Annotated in this window: 13 protein-coding genes and 2 tRNA genes; 10 read left to right on the top strand and 5 right to left on the bottom strand. The window is 65.1% G+C overall.

Features of this window, described 5'->3' with window-relative positions:
• Positions 1–185: 185 nt before the first annotated feature.
• From gyrB to ABD286_RS10895, 6 genes are all read left to right on the top strand, one after another.
• Positions 186–2,318, top strand: a complete 2,133-nt coding sequence (gene gyrB / locus ABD286_RS10920) for a DNA topoisomerase (ATP-hydrolyzing) subunit B (RefSeq protein ID WP_425565338.1) — start codon at positions 186–188, stop codon at positions 2,316–2,318.
• A 187-nt stretch (positions 2,319–2,505) separates the two neighbouring features.
• The gene (gyrA, locus tag ABD286_RS10915) at positions 2,506–5,118 is read left to right on the top strand and encodes a DNA gyrase subunit A (protein ID WP_344193076.1); all 2,613 of its coding nucleotides are present in this window, start codon (positions 2,506–2,508) and stop codon (positions 5,116–5,118) included.
• Positions 5,119–5,171: 53 nt separating this feature from the next.
• Entirely contained in the window at positions 5,172–5,618 is a 447-nt protein-coding gene (locus ABD286_RS10910) for a DUF3566 domain-containing protein (protein ID WP_344193074.1), read from the top strand.
• A gap of 140 nt (positions 5,619–5,758) precedes the next feature.
• Positions 5,759–5,835: transfer RNA gene (locus ABD286_RS10905), tRNA-Ile, on the top strand.
• 45 nt (positions 5,836–5,880) lie between these two features.
• A complete protein-coding gene (locus ABD286_RS10900; protein ID WP_344193072.1) occupies positions 5,881–6,000 on the top strand; it encodes a DLW-39 family protein in 120 nt (39 codons plus the stop codon).
• A gap of 16 nt (positions 6,001–6,016) precedes the next feature.
• Positions 6,017–6,092, top strand: a tRNA-Ala gene (locus ABD286_RS10895).
• A 262-nt stretch (positions 6,093–6,354) separates the two neighbouring features.
• Here ABD286_RS10895 and ABD286_RS10890 read toward each other — a convergent pair.
• A complete protein-coding gene (locus ABD286_RS10890) occupies positions 6,355–7,377 on the bottom strand; it encodes a hypothetical protein (RefSeq protein WP_344193070.1) in 1,023 nt (340 codons plus the stop codon).
• Positions 7,378–8,927: 1,550 nt separating this feature from the next.
• Positions 8,928–9,302, bottom strand: a complete 375-nt coding sequence (locus tag ABD286_RS10885) for a tyrosine-type recombinase/integrase (RefSeq protein WP_344193068.1) — start codon at positions 9,300–9,302, stop codon at positions 8,928–8,930.
• Positions 9,303–9,656: 354 nt separating this feature from the next.
• On the opposite strand from ABD286_RS10885, the gene ABD286_RS10880 reads away from it, so the two are divergent.
• Positions 9,657–10,616: an ATP-dependent DNA helicase gene (locus ABD286_RS10880; RefSeq protein WP_344193066.1), complete on the top strand. Its 960-nt coding sequence runs from the start codon at positions 9,657–9,659 to the stop codon at positions 10,614–10,616.
• Between the two features lie 477 nt (positions 10,617–11,093).
• On the opposite strand, the gene ABD286_RS10875 is transcribed toward ABD286_RS10880, so the two are convergent.
• Entirely contained in the window at positions 11,094–12,545 is a 1,452-nt protein-coding gene (locus ABD286_RS10875) for a hypothetical protein (RefSeq protein ID WP_344193064.1), read from the bottom strand.
• Positions 12,546–12,883: 338 nt separating this feature from the next.
• Between ABD286_RS10875 and ABD286_RS10870 the strand changes: the two genes are divergently transcribed.
• Positions 12,884–14,275: a DNA cytosine methyltransferase gene (locus ABD286_RS10870; RefSeq protein WP_344193062.1), complete on the top strand. Its 1,392-nt coding sequence runs from the start codon at positions 12,884–12,886 to the stop codon at positions 14,273–14,275.
• Here the strand turns inward: ABD286_RS10870 and ABD286_RS10865 are convergent.
• Positions 14,272–15,474, bottom strand: coding sequence for a hypothetical protein (locus ABD286_RS10865; RefSeq protein ID WP_344193060.1), 1,203 nt, complete (start codon positions 15,472–15,474; stop codon positions 14,272–14,274). The genes ABD286_RS10870 and ABD286_RS10865 overlap by 4 nt on opposite strands.
• 79 nt (positions 15,475–15,553) lie before the next feature.
• Here ABD286_RS10865 and ABD286_RS10860 point away from each other — a divergent pair, with 79 nt between their 5' ends.
• Complete coding sequence (locus tag ABD286_RS10860; protein WP_344193057.1) at positions 15,554–17,437, top strand: DUF262 domain-containing protein; 1,884 nt, start codon at positions 15,554–15,556, stop codon at positions 17,435–17,437.
• A 163-nt stretch (positions 17,438–17,600) separates the two neighbouring features.
• Here the strand turns inward: ABD286_RS10860 and ABD286_RS18905 are convergent, their stop codons facing one another.
• Positions 17,601–18,200 (bottom strand): PDDEXK family nuclease, encoded by a 600-nt coding sequence (locus ABD286_RS18905; protein WP_425565337.1) that lies wholly within the window; start codon positions 18,198–18,200, stop codon positions 17,601–17,603.
• Between ABD286_RS18905 and ABD286_RS10855 the strand changes: the two genes are divergently transcribed.
• Positions 18,125–18,712 (top strand): hypothetical protein, encoded by a 588-nt coding sequence (locus ABD286_RS10855; RefSeq protein ID WP_344193055.1) that lies wholly within the window; start codon positions 18,125–18,127, stop codon positions 18,710–18,712. The genes ABD286_RS18905 and ABD286_RS10855 overlap by 76 nt on opposite strands.
• The last annotated feature ends 99 nt before the right edge of the window (positions 18,713–18,811 follow it).

The following is an 18,811-nucleotide window of genomic DNA, read 5'->3' as shown; positions in this document are numbered from 1 at the left end:
CCTCTTTTTTTGGTCAGATCACGGCTCACGGGCCTCCTGACGCCCTGCGTGACCCTGCCGACAGGTAGACTGACGGGTGAAATCGCGGCCAGCTGGTCCTCCAGACTGGTCGCGTGTCATGAGCAGGGCGCAGCGACGTGCCGGGGCGACCCCCGAGCGAGCTGGCCCACCGGAGAAGGAGCACCGTGTCCGAGTCTGACCAGACGCCGCACGAGAGCACGCCGAACGACATCCCCGCCACCTCCCCCAACTCGGAGCCGACCGAGAGCCTCACCGCCGCCGAGGCGGAGGCAGCCCGCCTCGAGGCCGAGGCCGAGCTCGCAGGGGTGCCGGCCGGAGCGGACTACGACGCCAGCGCGATCACCGTCCTCGAGGGCCTCGAGGCGGTGCGCAAGCGCCCCGGCATGTACATCGGCTCGACCGGGGAGCGAGGACTGCACCACCTGGTCTGGGAGATCGTCGACAACGCGGTGGACGAGGCGCTCGCCGGGTACGCCGACACCATCGACGTCACCCTGCTGGCCGACGGCGGGGTCCGCGTCGCCGACAACGGCCGTGGCATCCCCACCGGCAACAACGACCAGTACGGCATGTCGACGGTCGAGCTGGTCCTGACCCAGCTGCACGCCGGCGGCAAGTTCGGCGGCGGCGGCTACAAGGTGTCCGGTGGCCTGCACGGCGTCGGCTCCTCCGTGGTCAACGCCCTGTCGACCCGCCTCGACGCCGAGGTCCACCAGCTCGGCCACGTCTTCCGGGTCTCCTTCGACCACGGTGAGGCGACCGCGCCCCTGGAGAAGATGGAGGCCTCGGACCGCACGGGCACGACCATCACCTACTGGGCCGACGGCGACATCTTCGAGACGACGACCTACGACTTCGAGACGATCCGCGCCCGCTTCCAGCAGATGGCCTTCCTCAACAAGGGTCTGACCATCAACCTCACCGACGAGCGCGTGCCCGAGTCGGCCGAGGACGTCGAGGACGCCGATGTGGTCGACGCCGTGGAGAAGAAGCCGCGCAAGATCAGCTACAAGTACGACAACGGGCTGGTCGACTACGTCACCCACCTCGTCTCGTCCAAGAAGTCCGAGCCGGTCCACAACGAGATCATCTCGATCGAGTCCGAGGACAAGGACCGGCAGCTCTCGCTCGAGCTGGCGATGCAGTGGACGACCGCGTACTCCGAGTCGGTCCACACCTACGCCAACACGATCAACACCCACGAGGGCGGCACCCACGAGGAGGGCTTCCGCGCGGCGATGACCAAGCTCATCAACGACTTCGCGCGCAAGCAGAACCTCCTCAAGGACAAGGACGAGAACCTCACCGGCGACGACATCCGCGAGGGCCTGACCGCCGTCGTGTCGGTCAAGCTCGGCGAACCGCAGTTCGAGGGCCAGACCAAGACCAAGCTCGGCAACTCCGAGGTCAAGGGGTTCGTCCAGCGGGCCATGACCGACGAGTTCGGCCACTGGCTCGGCGCCCACCCGAACGAGGGCAAGGACATCGTCCGCAAGTCGATCCAGGCCGCGGCCGCCCGCATGGCGGCGCGCAAGGCCCGCGAGGCGACCCGGCGCAAGGGCCTGCTCGAGTCCGGCGGCCTGCCCGGCAAGCTGCGTGACTGCCAGAGCAAGGACCCCTCGATCTCCGAGGTCTTCATCGTCGAGGGTGACTCGGCCGGTGGCTCGGCGGTGCGTGGTCGCAACCCGCACAACCAGGCGATCCTGCCGATCCGAGGCAAGATCCTCAACGTCGAGAAGGCCCGCATCGACAAGGTGCTCGCCAACAACGAGGTCCAGGCGCTGATCTCGGCGTTCGGCACCGGCATCGGCGAGGACTTCGACAAGACCAAGGCTCGGTACCACAAGATCGTGCTGATGGCCGACGCCGATGTCGACGGCCTGCACATCCGGACCCTGCTGCTGACGTTGCTCTTCCGGTTCATGCGCCCGCTGATCGAGGAGGGCTACGTCTACCTCGCGCAGCCGCCGCTCTACCGCCTCAAGTGGAGCAACCACGCCCACGAGTTCGCCTACTCCGACCGTGAGCGCGACGCCATGGTCAAGGCTGGGCTCTCCCAGGGCTGGCGCCTGCCGAAGGACGCGGGCATCCAGCGCTACAAGGGTCTGGGCGAGATGGACTACCAGGAGCTGTGGGAGACCACGATGGATCCCGACCACCGCGTGCTGCTCCAGGTGACGCTCGACGACGCGGCCGCGGCCGACGAGATCTTCGCGATCCTCATGGGTGAGGACGTCGAGAGCCGCCGCGGCTTCATCCAGCGCAACGCCCGCGACGTCCGGTTCCTGGACATCTGATGGGTATGGCGCCTGCTCACCTCCGCGGTTCCCGGCTGGGAATCCATGGCCGGCGCGATCCATCCGCAGCTCGCGCGCTGCGCGCACTCCCTGCTCCTGCCAGACCCAGCCAGCGCCGGCCACGGACCCAGCCGCTCGCCGCTTCCCTCTGAACGTCACCTGTTCTCGTTGATACGCAAGGATCTTCATGACTGACGGCACGCCCCCGATCGAGTACGACCGCACCGAGGCCGTTGACCTCAACGCCGAGATGCAGCGCAGCTACATCGACTACGCGATGACGGTTATCGTCAGCCGCGCGCTGCCCGACGTGCGTGACGGGCTCAAGCCCGTGCACCGTCGCGTGGTCTACGCCATGTACGACGGTGGCTACCGGCCCGACCGCGGCTACAACAAGTGCAGCCGCGTCGTCGGTGAGGTTATGGGTCAGTACCACCCGCACGGTGACTCCTCGATCTACGACGCCCTCGTGCGTCTCGTGCAGGACTGGTCGCTGCGCTACCCGCTCGTCGACGGCCAGGGCAACTTCGGCTCGCCGGGTGACGACCCGGCCGCTGCTCCGCGGTACACCGAGTGCCGGATGGCGCCGCTGGCCCTGGAGATGGTCCGCGACATCCACGAGGAGACCGTCGACTTCCGCGACAACTACGACGGCAAGACGCAGGAGCCGACCGTCCTGCCGAGCCGGTTCCCCAACCTGCTCGTCAACGGCAGCTCCGGCATCGCCGTCGGCATGGCCACGAACATCCCGCCGCACAACCTGCGCGAGGTGGCCGACGCCGCCCAGTGGATCCTGGCCAACCCCGAGGCCGACCGTGAGGCCGTGCAGGCGGCCGTCGTCTCGAAGATCAGTGGTCCCGACTTCCCCACGGGCGCGCTGATCCTGGGCCGCAAGGGGATCGAGGAGGCCTACCGCACGGGCCGTGGCTCGATCATCATGCGCGCCGTCGTCGAGGTCGAGGAGATCCAGGGCCGCCAGTGCCTCGTGGTCACCGAGCTGCCCTACCAGGTGAACCCCGACACGCTCGCGCAGAAGATCGCCGAGCTCACCAAGGAGGGCCGACTCTCCGGCATCGCGGACATCCGCGACGAGACCTCCGGCCGCACCGGACAGCGCCTGGTCGTCGTGCTCAAACGCGACGCCGTCGCCAAGGTCGTGCTCAACAACCTCTACAAGCACACCCAGCTCCAGACGAACTTCGGCGCCAACATGCTCGCGCTCGTCGACGGGGTGCCGCGCACGCTGCCGATCGACGCGTTCATCCGGCACTGGGTCGACCACCAGATCGAGGTCATCCAGCGGCGGACGGCGTTCCGCCTGCGCAAGGCCGAGAACGAGATCCACATCCTGCGGGGTCTGCTCAAGGCGCTCGACGCCCTCGACGAGGTCATCGCCCTCATCCGGCGCTCGCAGACCGTCGAGGCGGCCCGCGACGGCCTGATCGCGCTGCTCGAGATCGACGAGATCCAGGCTCGCGCCATCCTCGAGATGCAGCTGCGCCGCCTGGCCGCCCTCGAGCGCCAGAAGATCATCGACGAGCACGACCGTCTCGAGGCCCTCATCCTCGACTTCCAGGACATCCTCGCCAAGCCCGAGCGCCAGCGGACGATCGTGTCCGAGGAGCTCGCCGAGATCGTCGACAAGTACGGCGACGACCGCCGCACCCGGATCGAGTTCTTCGACGGCGACATGTCGATGGAGGACCTCATCCCCGAGGAGGACGTGGTCGTCACCATCACGCGCGGCGGCTACGCCAAGCGGACCCGCGTCGACGCCTACCGCTCGCAGGGTCGCGGCGGCAAGGGAGTCCGCGGTGCCTCGCTGCGCGGCGACGACATGGTGCAGCACTTCTTCACCACCACCTCGCACCACTGGCTCTTGTTCTTCACCAACCTCGGCCGGGTCTACCGCGTCAAGGCCTACGAGCTGCCCGACTCCGGTCGGGACGCCAAGGGCCAGCACGTGGCGAACCTGCTGGCGTTCCAGCCGGACGAGAAGATCGCGCAGGTCCTCGACGTGCGCGACTACGCCCAGCAGCCCTACCTCGTGCTCGCCACGAAGAACGGCCTGGTCAAGAAGACCCGCCTCGGCGACTACGACTCCCCCCGCAGCGGTGGCCTCATCGCCATCAACCTCAAGGACGGCGACGAGCTGGTCGCGGCCGACCTCGCCTCGCAGACCGACGACCTGCTCCTCGTGTCGCGCAAGGCCCAGTCGGTGCGGTTCCACGCCACCGACGAGAACCTGCGCCCGATGGGTCGCGCGACCAGCGGTGTGACCGGTATGCGGTTCCGTGGCGACGACTCGCTGCTGTCCCTCAGCGTCATCCACGAGGGCGAGGACCCCGATGTGTTCGTGGTGTTCGAGAACGGCATGGCCAAGCGCAGCCCGTCCTCGGACTGGAACGCCAAGGGTCGCGGCGGCCTCGGTGTCGCCGTCGCCAAGATCACCGAGCGCAACGGCGACCTCGTCGGCGCGCTCACGGTGAGCGAGGAGGACGAGGTCCTGGTCATCATGGGCAAGGGCAACATCGTGCGTATGCCGGTGGGCCCGGTCACGCGGCGTGGCCGCAACACCCAGGGCATGACCTTCGCCCGCCCGGGCAACGGTGACTCCGTCGTGGCCGTGGCGCGCAACCCCGAGCGGACGGCTGACGAGGTCGAGGCCGAGCTGGGTGCCGAGCAAGGCGTCGAGCAGGGTGCCGATCTGGTCACGCCTGGCGCGGAAGGCGACTCGCCGGCCACCGATGCCGTACCGTCGTCGGAGAACGAGACGGACGCCAGCGGAGGTAACGAGTGAGCACGGCAGGTCAGACGAGCACCTCCCGCCCCGGTGGGCAGGAGTCCGGTCCGATGAGTCGCAGCGCGGACGCCCCGTCCTCACGGACCGGGGCACCCACGCGGTCCGGGGCGACGACGGCAGCCACGGCAGCCCGCGCCCGCCGGGTCAAGCTCACCGTCTCGCGCGTCGACCCGTGGTCGGCGATGAAGATGTCGTTCCTCATCTCGGTCGCCCTCGGCATCGCCGGCGTCGTCATGGTGGCCGTGCTGTGGATGATCCTCTCGGGCATGGGCGTCTTCTCCGAGGTCAACCGCCTGGTCGGGACGATCTTCAACGACACCGAGAACCCGTTCGACATCATGGACTTCCTCGGCTTCGGCCGGGTGCTGTCCCTGTCGATCGTCGTCGGGGTCATCGACGTCATCCTGCTGACCGCGCTGAGCACCCTCGGGGCGTTCCTGTACAACATCTGCTCGGCCCTCGTGGGTGGCCTCCAGCTCACCCTCACCGACGACTGAGAGCCGGCCCCGCGCCATACGAAAACCGCCCATCCTCCGGTCCCGGAGGGTGGGCGGTATCCGTTTTGGTGGGCGGGTCACCTGTCATGTAACCTCGTGCCTCGCGCCACCCTCCGTGGCGCAGCGGAGATTGGGCTCACGGGCCTATAGCTCAGACGGTTAGAGCGCTTCCCTGATAAGGAAGAGGCCACAGGTTCAAGTCCTGTTAGGCCCACCAATCCCGATCCCCGCGGGTTCCTCTGCGAGGGAAGGCGGACCGCCGATGAAGAAGATCCTGCTCCTCATTGCGACCGCCGTCGGGGCTGCCGCGGTGCAGAAGAAGCTCAAGGACCAGCAGGCCGAGAAGGACCTCTGGGCCGAGGCGACCGACTCACCCTCGTAGTCGCAGCCCGCACGTCGGGGCCATGGCGCAATTGGTAGCGCACCTGCTTTGCAAGCAGGGGGTTAGGGGTTCGAGTCCCCTTGGCTCCACCACAGGTCAGAGGCGCTTTTCGCTCAGCGGGGAGCGCCTCTTTCGTGCCCGTACTGCTGAGAAGTACTGCAGTGGTGGTGACCCGCGTGCCTCCCTCGAACCGCCCGATGCCTCCCTTGCGACGGTGGAGGAGTGAGGGCGCAACTGTCATGCATGACGGCGACGCAGTGGGGTCGGACGATCACGCTCCATGAACCGGCGCGTTTGGGGTGTGCCAATCTGCCCGAGGCTTGGGCCGGGGCGCACACTGGCCAGTCGAGACCCCTACGAGAACTCGAGAATGTCGATCGTGTAGGTCTTGTCGTGGCGCTGCGTGACTGAGTGAACGACCGCATGGCCGCGATACGTGACCCACCGGAGCCACACGAAGACGACGCACGACCAGACGCCAGCGACTATCCAGAGCCACGCGAGAGGCGTGCACTTCAGGCCAAATACGAAGCCCGCTGCTGCTGCCAACGAGACGACTCCGGTGAATGCCACCACCAGCCGAGGAACTCGGAGGAGGTCTCCCAAGATCTGATGGTCTCCCTCACGTGAGATATAGGCCAGGAGCAAAGTTGGTATGACAAGTAGCAGCGCCACTGTTGGCTCCGTCGCGTTCGAACTCGCACTCAACGTCCGCCACCGCTCCTCCGCTAGTCCGCCCGCAACCAGGACGATCGCGGTCAGGAAGATCAGGTACTGCGACCGACGGATGAAGCCGGCTGGGTTAACGCGCATGCTCACGGCGGCGTAGTAGCTGCCGCGAGGTGGCTTCGACGTGTAGATGACAGCACGATCCAGCGATACGCGGCGTTCGAACGTTCGCTTACCTTGCGCGGCGACAGGAGCTTGGCGAACGTCGGGGTCGTCCCTCATGTCGAAGAGGTCGACGTCTTCGATCAGCATTCCGGCCGGCCCTTCGACCCGCAAATGCTCCCGCGATGCCGCGCCAACGCCCGGAGCTGCCAAGAGAGTGCCGTACGAGACCAGGTTGAGCCGCTCCCGAAGGAGCATGTTGGCCGGCTCTTGCGTCTCGACGTACCTGAACTTCAGCATCCAAGGCGCACTCTTCAGTGATACCTCCGTCATGAGCATGAAATCGAGAGTGAAAGCCGTGAGCCACTCGGTGAACTCCCCTCCGGCCCCAATGAGTTCGTCCCACGGGCGAGTCCCACCGTCTTCGGGTGCGAGATTCTGCTGGAGTCGCCAGAGCTCCACCTCGTTCGGCTCGTTGAGCACCAGAGTCTCGACATCCTCCTGTGAGGGCATCCCACGCGCCGCGGACAGGATCGTCTCGGCCACGGCTCGGCTCACGGACGCGCTCGGCACGCCATCGCGTACGAGAGCATCCAAGACGACCCCTTGCGCGGCCACGGAGTCCTGGTCGCTTCTGGCAACTTGGGCCGGGGTCCCATCACCGTAGTGGAGGTCCAGATCGAGTAACAGGTTCTTGCGCAGCTTCACGAGCGGCAGAAGCAGGGGTGCGTCAACCGGATGCCCGGCTTGGTGGGCGAGACGCGCCAATCTAAGAGTGTCCAAGTCGAAAGAAACGTTTCGCTCGATAGTGCTCGCCGTCAGGTACCGAACCGTCTCCACTCGACGGGACACCCAACTGCGATCTGAGAGCAACGCTCTCGTGACAGCACCTACTCGGCGGAGCTCGTCGGCTTCCGCGGACTCCCCCCAGGCCACGTATCGCTCAGGATGCTCGGCGCTCGCCGGATGGCGGCCGGGCATCCCCGGTCTTGTATGGCGCGAGGCTTGTCTCAGCGGAGCGAAGTCGCCGGAAGCCCTTGCCGCCTCGCGTGCTCATGATCCTGATCATGTGCTTCTGAGCCTTGGTACGGTTGGCTGTGAGGTCTGGCGCCGGCTCTTTGCCTTGACGCTTGGCTGCTGCGGTGTCACTGGGCGCCACGTTTTGCCTCTTCTTGGGACCAGGGGAAGACGCGAACGGTAACACTTCGGACCCCTCTCTAGGAATGACACGTTTGTCATTACCTGGATGGCGATATTCTTACTTCTCTCTTGCTTCCCAAGGGTTCGACACGCTGTAAGAGAAAGAGAAAGTTTCTTCGTTGGGAGGTGTGATGCCCAAGTCCGTCCTGGACTCGGATGTGGTTGAGGTGCGACTGGCTGCCCACGCTCTGGGCGTCACTTCGGTCCGTGTTCGCCAGAGGCTGGACGACCCTGAAGATGTTCTGTGCGGGCCGGCCTCACGTGGTCGAGGACACCCCAGGTGGGTGTACAGCTCAGCGCTGGAGGCGGCGCTCGCCCTGCAGATAGGTCGGCGAACGCGAAGGCGCCCTGTTCGATCAACCCCATGGAGGTACGACGTCGACCGGCGGCTCGTCAATGTGGAGCGAACGCTTACGGCTCGCCCAGAGCCCGCGGCGCAGGACGAGGGATCCACGCTGCGGCAAGAGCTCTTAGACGTCCGCCATGCGCTGCTGAGAGTTAACATGGCGGCGGAGGCTCTGCGAGAGGCCTTCAAACAGGAGCAACTTGCGCAGGACTTTCTCTTGAAGGCTTTCGAATCGCAACGGGCTGCAAACGCCTCTCTACGCAGGGCCGAATCTCTGCGAGAGGAAGCGATGGGCCCGTTCATCGTCGACCCTGAGGCCGGCTTGGCACACTGAGGAGTTTCGGCCGCGGTGTGGCCGCCGACCCTGTGGGTGGAGAACCCCAAGGCAAACGCGTACCGGAGCGACATGGGCGCGGCCGGTGCTGCACGGTTGCGTCCAACGCCGACCGCCGGTTGACCCCGAGGGTATGGCCATAGCGGTCATGCGGTGTCGGCTCTGAGCAGGCACTCGTGAGAATTGCGATCCCCTGGCATAGGACGCTCGCGGTGGTCATCCGAAGGCTTCTCCCAACCGCTTGAGGGCCTCCCTGGTCGTGGCGGACGAGACCTGGGAGTAGATGTCCATCGTCACCGCGATCTTGCTGTGACGGAGGATGGCCATGGCCACCCGCGGGTGAACGTCGAGCGCGACCAGCAGGCTCGCGCAGGTGTGGCGGGTGGCGTGGACGGGCATGACGGGAACGCCGGCCTTGGCGGCCCGTGTCTTGAAGGCGCGGTGGAAGTTCCGAGGATCCAGGGCATCGCCCAAGCGCGTAGTGAGGACGAGGCCGGTGCCCGCCCATGCCCCACCCGCGGCGAGCCGCAGCCGCGCCTCGGTCCGACGGCGGTCCTCGAGCGCGCGGACGCAGAGGTCCGGGGCGGACAAGCAGGCCACCTTCACCCGGGCCAACCTGCTCGCCGAGACCAGTCGGCAGCTGGCCGGAGTCCGGTTCGCCACCGCCCCCGACCGGGTCTCCGTGACCGAGCACGTGGCCACTCTCGCGACGGAGAGGTCGGTGATGCTCACGCCGGCTGTGCCGGACCTGTTGCCCGAGCATCTGCGGCGCCAGGACGGCACCTCACCTTTGCGGGCCCGCAACAGCGAGCGCGATGGCTATGGTCCGGGCCGCGTGGGACGCCCACTACGGACGCGGGTCTGTGGTCGGGCTCGCACCGTCCGCAGCGGCGGCGGCGGTGCTCGCCGATGCGGTCGAGGTACGCTCGCCAGGTCGGGGCGAAGGTGCTGCTCGTCGGCGACTGGGCCCAGCTGTCGCCGGTGCAGGCCGGAGGCGCGTTCAAGCTCCTGGCCGACGACCGCAGCCCCGACGCCCCGACCTTGCACGAGGTGCACCGGTTCACCCACGACTGGGAACGCGACGCTTCCTTGCAGCTGCGCCTCGGGAACGCCGACGTGGCCGACACCTACCTGGTCCACGGCAGGGTGGAGTCCGGTGACCGGGAGGACCTACTCGACCTTCTCTTCGACGCCTGGCGAACCGATACCGAAGGCGGCCGGGCCTCGCTCATGCTTTCCGCCGACGCCCAAACCGTTAGCGACCTCAACGGCCGAGCTCAGGCCCACCGCATCCGCAGCGGCGAGGTGACCCCAGACGGAGTGCGTCTTGAGAACGGAACCATTGTCGGAGTCGGCGACCGGATCGTGACGAGGCAGAACCTGCGCGCCCTTGCCACCGGCCGCGGTTGGGTGCAGAACGGTGACGACTGGATCGTCACCGACACCAACCCCGACGGTTCCCTGACGGTGACCCGGCTAGGTGGGGGCGTGGGTCTGGTGCTGCCAGCCGAGTACGTGCTTGAGCATGTCGAGCTGGGATACGCCTCCACCGCCTACCGCGCCCAAGGGCGCACAGTGGACACCGCCCACGCGTACGTCACCGCCAGCACCCAGCGGGAGCCGCTGTACGTCATGGCCACCCGTGGGCGCGACTCCAACCGGCTCTACGTCGATACAGCCTACGACCGCGACCAGCGCACCGACCACCAAGCAGTCACCTCTTCAGACCCAACCGAAGTCCTCGCCACCGTCATCGCCACCACCGGCGCAGACCTCGCCGCCCATGAGACTCGTCGCCAGGAACAAACGCGTGCGCTCCAACGCGCTGTGGGTGAGCCTCGACCGTCACACCTTGTTGCATCAGAGAAGACGTTCGGACCGAGACTTGACCTTTGGACCCTGTGAGGCTGAGGCATCGTGTCATTCCCAGCGCGACTCGGTCGCACGGCGCATGGTGCGCCACCGGACATGTGGTCAGCCGTTGGACGGCAACTGGTAGGAGCGTCCCAAAGTCCAGTTGTGCCATCGGATGTCCTTGGGTCGCCGTCTTCCAGCAACGCCTGAAGTGGTGTCCGAGCTACTCAGGAGCCCTGGACCGATCGCCGCCGGTTGAGCGACTGGCCTAGCGCGCTCCGCGTGCCGAGCCCAGCGCCGGCAAGGCGAGCCGCAGGTTGGAGTCGGAGCGGGGTCGACTACTGCCGCCAGCGCGAGAGCCGGCTCCGCTTAGGCCGGCTGCCTCGGGAGTCGGCACTCGGAGGATGAAGCGCGACGATCGACCTGCCGGCTTGGCACGATCGACGTTATCCCGGTCACTTCTTGCGGTCATTGGTCCGCCTCCCTTCTTGCGTTTGCTCATAATGCCACCCTCCACCGACAAACGCGTCACCATGCGAAGATTCCGCACGCCAGCAATACTGCCGCGACAACGGCGCTCGCGCGGAGGGCCGGGGTCCGTGCACGGCCCAGTAGTCCCTCGAGTTCGGCCGAGCACAAGGCTGCGGTTGCAAAGCCCGATGCCACGGCGCCAACGCTCCACAGGATCGTCCGCCACGGCTCATGTAGCACCCCGACGATGCTGCCCGCGCAGGCCAGCAACATCAACGCACATGACATGACGACCAGGCGTAGGGGGCCGAGTAGGACTGACTCAATGGCGCTCTCCGGTCTCCCGGCCGCGAAGGCCACGGCGACCGCAGGTATGGCGAGCAGCAGGGCGGCAGCGCCGTCTGCGGCGTCAATCAGCGCCTCCTGACCCCCTGGGAGCACCAGACCGAGAAACGTGATTGCGAAGGTCACCATGGTCACGAGCCAGGTAGTGGCGCGCATACCTGACCACGGCACGACGAACTCCGCCTCGGCCGGCTCGCCCGGGTCCTGCACGTAGGGAGCCGCGACGTGGACGACTCCTGCGCCCGCAGCATCGCTTGTGTTTCTGTCTTGGCGATCCCCAGGCAGCGTCAGGGAGGCGCACCGTAGGGCGTTGGGTACGGTCACTTGGAGGTGGTGAGAGGCCGACCCGACTGGGTGACTCAACCCGAAGCCCACGCGGAGGGGCTCCAATCCCGCTGCGCCCCGCCACCGCTTTTTCCAGCCCAACGGCTCGACCTCTTGTGGATCAAGGTGCGCGTACTTGATGACGACGCGTCTCCGCGCGTACTCAGCGGGTAAGAGAGCGATGAGAACGTACGCCGATGAAAGGCTGGAAAGGAGGGCGGCCGCGAATGGGCTGATGCGGCTCGCGTCGAGGACACGGACCCCACCCATGCCAATGCCCTTGTCAACGAGCAGTGCACAAGTTTTTGCCGCCGCACCTGGGTCCTCGTCCAACACCACATTAAGGGCATCCTTGAGCGCCGCGGGGTCGCTACCGGGCACGATGGCGTTCTCGATCTGGTAAGACAGAACGCCGATCATGAGGTCGGAGTACTCCGAGCGACCGATCACCGGTAGGGGCTCATCGGCCGGTCCGCGCATATCGAACTGTCGTAGCGCACCCTTCTGCATGAAGGTCACCGGGACAAGAATTGGTTCGTCCACGGTGTGCTCAGAACTCTCAAAGGAGTATCTGAGCCCAGGAAGGTCTTGCGCCACGCAGTCGATGGAGACCCTCGCAACGGTGTAGCCGCCCTCCTTGAACTCGTGACTTTGCACCTTCCGTAGCTGCCAGTCCTGTTGCGCGTACAACAGCAGGGCGAATGCCTCAGATCGCGCTGCCGTCGCCTCCCGATCCCGGTGCTGGGCAGCCGTGTTCGTGCCGGGGGAAACCGAGCCATTGAGAGTTGGTGGGACAGAACAGCCAGCGCGCCTGCTTGCAAGCGCGCGCAGCCACCTCACGTCCAGTGCCCGGCGTCGGAGAGGCCGGCGAGCTCAGGCACCCACGCGCGACCCCTGTCATGCGCGCGCGCCGCACATCGGTGTGTCCGGGTCATGGACCCTTCCTCCATATAAGTGACTGGGGACCGAAGGGCATGGCTGGAGGCTACCGATGTACGACGCCGGAACGTCCGCATCAGACGGAATTTGCTCGGTCCGGCTCCGACAGCACCTGTCGGGCCAGCGAAGTCTGACTTCTGACAGTCAGGGTCGGGCCCTCCACCAGTCTGCAGCCTGAAGCTTCCCGACACGCTGGCAGCTCGAATGTTAGTTCGAACTGAAGTTGCTAAGCTTCTGGCATGACCCCACCAGCCTTCCGGTTCATCGACCTGTTCGCCGGCGTAGGTGGATTCCACGCGGCGCTCAAGGCTTATGGCGGAGAGTGCGTCTACGCCGTGGAGATTGACCATGCGGCCGCCGCAAGCTATCGCCGCAACTGGGCCCACGACCCGCTCGGCGACATCACCGAGGACGCCAACGATGAGCGCGTGGTCGTGCCTGCGCACGAGATCCTTGCGGCTGGCTTTCCCTGCCAGCCGTTCTCCAAGTCCGGCTATCAGCAAGGCATGGACGAGACGCGGGGCACTCTCTACTGGAACATCCTGAAGATCATCGAGAGGCGCAAGCCAAAGGTCGTGCTGCTCGAGAACGTCAGGAATCTAGCCGGACCCCGTCACCTGCACGAGTGGCAGGTGATCATCGAGACGCTCCAGGAGCAGGGCTACCGGGTCGCTGAGCAGCCTGCGATTTTTTCCCCGCATCTGCTGCCACCCGAGCGAGGCGGCCGCCCCCAGGTCCGCGAGCGGGTCTTCATCACAGCCACGCACAACCCCAGCGGTATCGGCGACGACCTCGAGGTGGAACCGGTGGCTCTGCCCAGCGACCGGATCGACGGGTTCGACCCCAAGGCCGAGTGGCACCTCGAGGACCTACTGGACGACACGCACAACATCCCGGGCTGCAACCTCACCGACTCTGAGCGCGCATGGATCGAGGCCTGGGACGAGTGGGTCCAGACCTGGTACGAGATGACCGATGGCCGCAAGCCTCCAGGATTCCCGATCTGGGCCGACTCCTGGCTCGACTTCAAGCAGGTTGTGGGCGACTTCAAGGCTGTGCCGGTCTACCGCGACCTCATGGATGCCGACCCAGCGCTGCCGAAGTGGAAGGCCGGACACTTGGCCAAGAACTATGCGCTCTACGCCGAGCACAGAACGTGGATCGACCGCTGGGCCCAGAAGCACAAGGTGTACACCGCTCTTTTCCCGGCCTCGCGCCGCAAGCTCGAGTGGCAGGCCCAGGACACCCCGCGGCTGTGGGATACGGTCATGCACTTCCGCCCGTCCGGCATCCGGGCCAAACGGCCCACGTACCTCCCCGCGCTGGTGGCGATCACGCAGACGTCGATCGTTGGGTCGCGTGAGCGCCGGCTGTCTCCCCGGGAGACAGCTCGCTTGCAGGGCCTTCCGGACTGGTTCAACTTCGACCATCAGCCTCCAGCAGCTACCTACAGACAGATGGGCAACGGCGTTAACGTCGGCGCGGTCTGGCACGTTCTCCGCGAGCATGTGAGGCGCGACGAGGACATCCTCAAGCGCACCAAAGCCGGGCAGTCGATCCTCGACGCGGTGCTGACCGCCCCGCTGTCTCCGGACGAGACGCTCGCGCAGATTGGTCCGGAGAAGGGCTAATCGACGCTCGCCGAGAAGATTAGGAAGTTGTCTATGTTCCGCTTGGTGATCATGACCTTCAGTGCCCTGGCGGCCCCGTCGGGCTGTCTGCCCTGATTAAAGTCCCCGAGAACCACATGAAAGTTAGCCTCGTTGACCTCGAGAATCATCATTCTCTCAAACCGAACGGCCGACTTGAAGCGCCTGGCATACGAGAGAGGGTCATAGGCCTTCCGCCCCACATGCCCGACCGAACGCCGCCACTCATTCCAGTCGATTACTGGCAGATCACCATCGTCGCGGCTGTGCCACGTCTCGTGCTCGTAGATGATGTACCAAAACCGCCCGTACTCAGCGACGCAGCGCCTAATGTCATCGGCCGCGTTACCGGGTGACTCGTGCTCGGCCATGTTCGACGCCTTCAGATCGCCGTAGTGGGCCACCTTCAGGCGGTCATTGAACACCAAGTCATAGTCGAGCTGGCCACGGCGCTTTGCCTTCTGGAACGCGACCAACTGGTGCGCACCGCTGCGCCTCAGGAACTCGTCAAGTCGGTACTCGAGGTAGAAGCCCGCCCACTCCCCTTGCATAGTGTCCGGCCACGCGGCGGCATGCATCTCACGGACAGCGTCCAGCGCCTCGAGTCGCCCGTCGGTGAGGAACTCGGCGTTGAAGTCCGCCAACACGTCGAGATACGGGTTCGCCTCCCGAACCCTGTCGAGCAGGTAGTCAGCCAGCAGGTCGAACCGGACGCTCGTGAGCGCGTTGCCTCTCCCGTCGACGCGAGAGAACAACCCAGACGTCTGGGCCTGGTAGAGGTCGTTCGTCGACACGTGTGCGGCCGAGTTGTTCGCTTTGCGTAGGACGTATGTGCTCGGGTCAAAGTCCACGAAGATCGTGACGTCGCGGTAGTGGTAGATCCCTACGAACCGTGGCGTAAGGCCGTCCTCGAGCGCCTGACGATGCACCTCCAGCCACTTCTTCGGAATCTGGATACGCTTCTTGAACGGCTCCCACGGAATGCCGAGGTAGGTGACCTGCTTCCTCATGATCACCTGGTCGTGGAAGAGCACCACCTGTTCGCCCCCGTAAATCCCGACCGTGGCTCCGGGCAGGGCTGCGAGCAGCAAATCGTTCTTTTGGCGGCTCGTGAGGGTGGTGTCGAAGTCTTCCAGCAGGGTGCCCTCGGACCCGATCTGATCTACGACCACGCTGCCCACATGGAGTTCTTACCAGTTTGGCCGAGGACTCGTGTCTGTTTCGGTCGGGATCCTGACATCTTGACCGTAATCTGCAGCCATGGTTTCTACGAACGCGGCGACGCACATCACGCTGACGGTGGGCCAGTTGGTCAACGCCACTCAGGAGAACCCGCCGGGGTCAAGCAGCATCCGCATCGAGATCCCTCGGTTCCAGCGGTCGCTCGTGTGGAGCGACGAGCAGCGCAGCAATCTCATCGAGTCGATCCATCGCGGGTATCCCATTGGATCGCTCCTGCTCTACAAGCGTGCGAATCCGAAAGGAGATGAGGAGCTCTTCCAAGTCGTGGATGGTCTGCAGCGAACGAGCACCCTCGTCGCCTATGCCAAGAAGCCTCTGGTGTTCGCTCCCATCACGCTCTTCCCGAGCGACGTAATCGAGTCAGTCTCAAGCACATTGCACACTGACGAGTCGCACGTTCAGCGAGTTGTTGCCGACTGGATGAAGGCGACCGCGGAACTCACAAGCGTCGCTGGCTTCACCTCGAAGCGGCTCGCGACGCGCCTGCTCGCGCAATTTGAGAAGGATGATGACTCCGAGCTTCAGGATCAGATCGAGGAACTTCTCGACCATGGTCTCGACGCCCTGCGCTCCGAAGTAGACATCACTGGCGTCCCAGTCGCCGTCGTCACGTATACCGGCGATGAGTCCGACCTGCCCGACATCTTCGAGCGCATCAATCAGCGTGGCACAAAGTTGAACAAGTACGAGGTCTTCGCTGCAACTTGGCTGAACAGTGAGACGAATATCAACTCGTCCGAGATTCGCGCGGCGATTAACAGCAAGTACAACTCGCTCTTGAGCGAGGGCTACTCGATCAACGGTCTCGAGCGTGACAAGACCATCCAGGACTTCAACTTGTTCGAGTACCTCTTCGGGTTCGGCAAGGTCCTGGTGAAGTCACATCCGCTGCTCTTCAGGGAACCCGCCAATCCCGACCCAACCACGACTGAACCTGCGGCCTTCTCCCTAAGCTGTGTTGTGCGCGGTCAGCAGCTCAGCGAGATGAAACGGCTTCACAAGTTCATGCCGAAGGACGCCGATGACCTCATCGACCCGGCCAAGATGGAAGCGGCGCTACTCAAGGCAGCGGCAGCCGTGCAGTCCTGGCTTCGACCCTTCACTGGGCTCAAGCTGAACAGTCAGAGCTCGTCGGTGGATCTAGCGCACGGAGAACTTCAGATTGTGTCGATGATCGCGCGTGCCGCAGTTGGGCGATGGGACACCCGAGGTGACTGGTCCGAACTGCCAGACTGGGAGAAGGACTGGGACGACCTCAAGACCGCCCTGCGTCAGCACTACCTCATGGACTTGCTTGAGGAGACCTGGCGCGGGCCGATCTACAGCACCGTGTTCAACCGCGTCTGGGACTCCATCGAGGAGTCGTCCGAGATCGCTGGCCCTTCACCGCACTACGCGCGCTCGATCGCCCACGCAACGTGGGATAACGCACTCAACGCCTGGTTCGACAAGCAGGTCGCTCGCGAGCAGCGCACGCGGCAGTACGTCCGGGCGCTGGATCGGGTGTTCCTTCGGTACGTGTACACGGGCACTGTGACGCACCTGGACGATGAGGACGTCACATTCGAGCTCGAGCACCTCTTCCCGGTGTCCCGCCTGAAGGACGAGATCCCGGCGGACTCTCCTGGATGGCCGATCAGTTGCGTGGCGAACCTAGCGCTCTTCACCAAGGCACTGAACCGCGAGAAGACGAGCCAGACTATCTCGGAGTACCTGAAGGAGAACACGCTCTCCGAAGCCGAGAAGAAGAGGCTGGACAAATACCTGTTATGCGAGGTGGACGCGGTTGACATTCGATCCTCAGGTCTCTCTCGTGACGAGTACGTCGAGTTCCTTCGCACTCGCTGGGCGACCATGAAGAACGACCTCTACGCGAACCTCGGGGTTAGCGTCGAGCCCTAGCTCCACGTCTCCACAGGCGAGCAGCGGCCACGAGGTCGGCTGGCAGGGCTTCGATCACGCAGGTCTGCCCGGTACTGGCGTGTCCATGGACCACGACCGGGCGTGCGGATTGTTGGGCGTTGCGCGAGTTCCTGATGTACTAGATGCACCGAAATCGGACCGGTCAGCAGTTGCTGGGCCCCTCTAGCACGCGAGCGGCCATCAGGTTTGGGTTGCGGAGCACCTGGCATTCCCAGACTCGAACAACGATCCATCCGAGTTCTTCGGCGAGGCGCGTCGATCGAAGGTCGCTCTCCGCGTTGCGGCGCATCTTCTCCTCCCACAGCTGAGCGTTCGGGCCGGTCCACGGCGTCCTCCGCCCGTGCTCGGGGCAGTTGTGCCAAAAGCATCCGTCCACGAACACCGCGATCCTGCGTCGCGGAAGGACGAAGTCAGGGGTGCACCCTTTGGCCAGCCGACGTGTAACCGAAAGCGTGCTCCAGTGGCGTGTACGGCCCGACGGAGAAGCAGTTCGGGAGCCGTGCTCTCCTTTCGGCGACCCGACAGGTGGCCGCCAGCCGCGGTCCGCACCCACCTCTGCGACATGGCTAACAAGGTATCTCGGCAAATAGGGGATCGGACGAGTGACATGGTCGTACGGTGGCACCGCAAGAGATCCGGTACGTACGACGAGGGGGGCCGGGACCGATGATTCCCGTGTTCGATGTAGGCGAGTTTCCTCCCTTCGAGTTGGAGGGCAATGGCTCAGTGCCTGAAGAGGCATGGATCGACGACGGATCCCCGGATCCGGCGAATGAAGAGTACTTCGGGTGGGTAGATGTCAGCGGATCCGAGTTTGATCAGCTGCTCGCATGGGAGGCCCAGGAGCTTCAACGGCTCGACTTCGAGGAGTCAACGGCGGAAGGTTTCGAGCGGGCCGCCGCGGCGATGAATGAGGGCCGGGATGACGGTGACTTTGACTGGGACGTGACGGAGTTGTCCGCGATTCTGGACTTCGGAATCGTGAGTTGCGTAGCGGCGCTGCACCACCTCGGAGTTCCGACCACGTCCTCGTGCCGCGGCCACTTCGGCAGGCGCGATGGGCGCGACGTGCCATACGTACGCTTCGTCGGTGACCAGATCGACGCGGACACCTGGGCGCTCATCCAATCGTGCGCCAAGACGAGCAACTGTCATCTGTTCGCCTGCGGGAGCGGGCTCGTCGAGTTGATCGGAAGTAGTTGTGCTGACATGGTCGGCTTCGCTCGTGGTGTACGAGAAACTCGACTGTCGTGATGGAACCAGTACTGCAGCGAGGTACTGCAATGGGTGGTCGAACGGGCACCTGCAACTGGCGGTTCCCGTCTCGCGCCACGCAGGAACGGCCAGCCCCGA

Source organism: Pedococcus aerophilus (genome assembly GCF_039532215.1).
GTDB lineage: Bacteria > Actinomycetota > Actinomycetes > Actinomycetales > Dermatophilaceae > Pedococcus > Pedococcus aerophilus.
The sequence above is the reverse complement of the archived record's forward strand: the minus strand, read 5'-3'. Positions and strand labels throughout refer to the sequence as shown.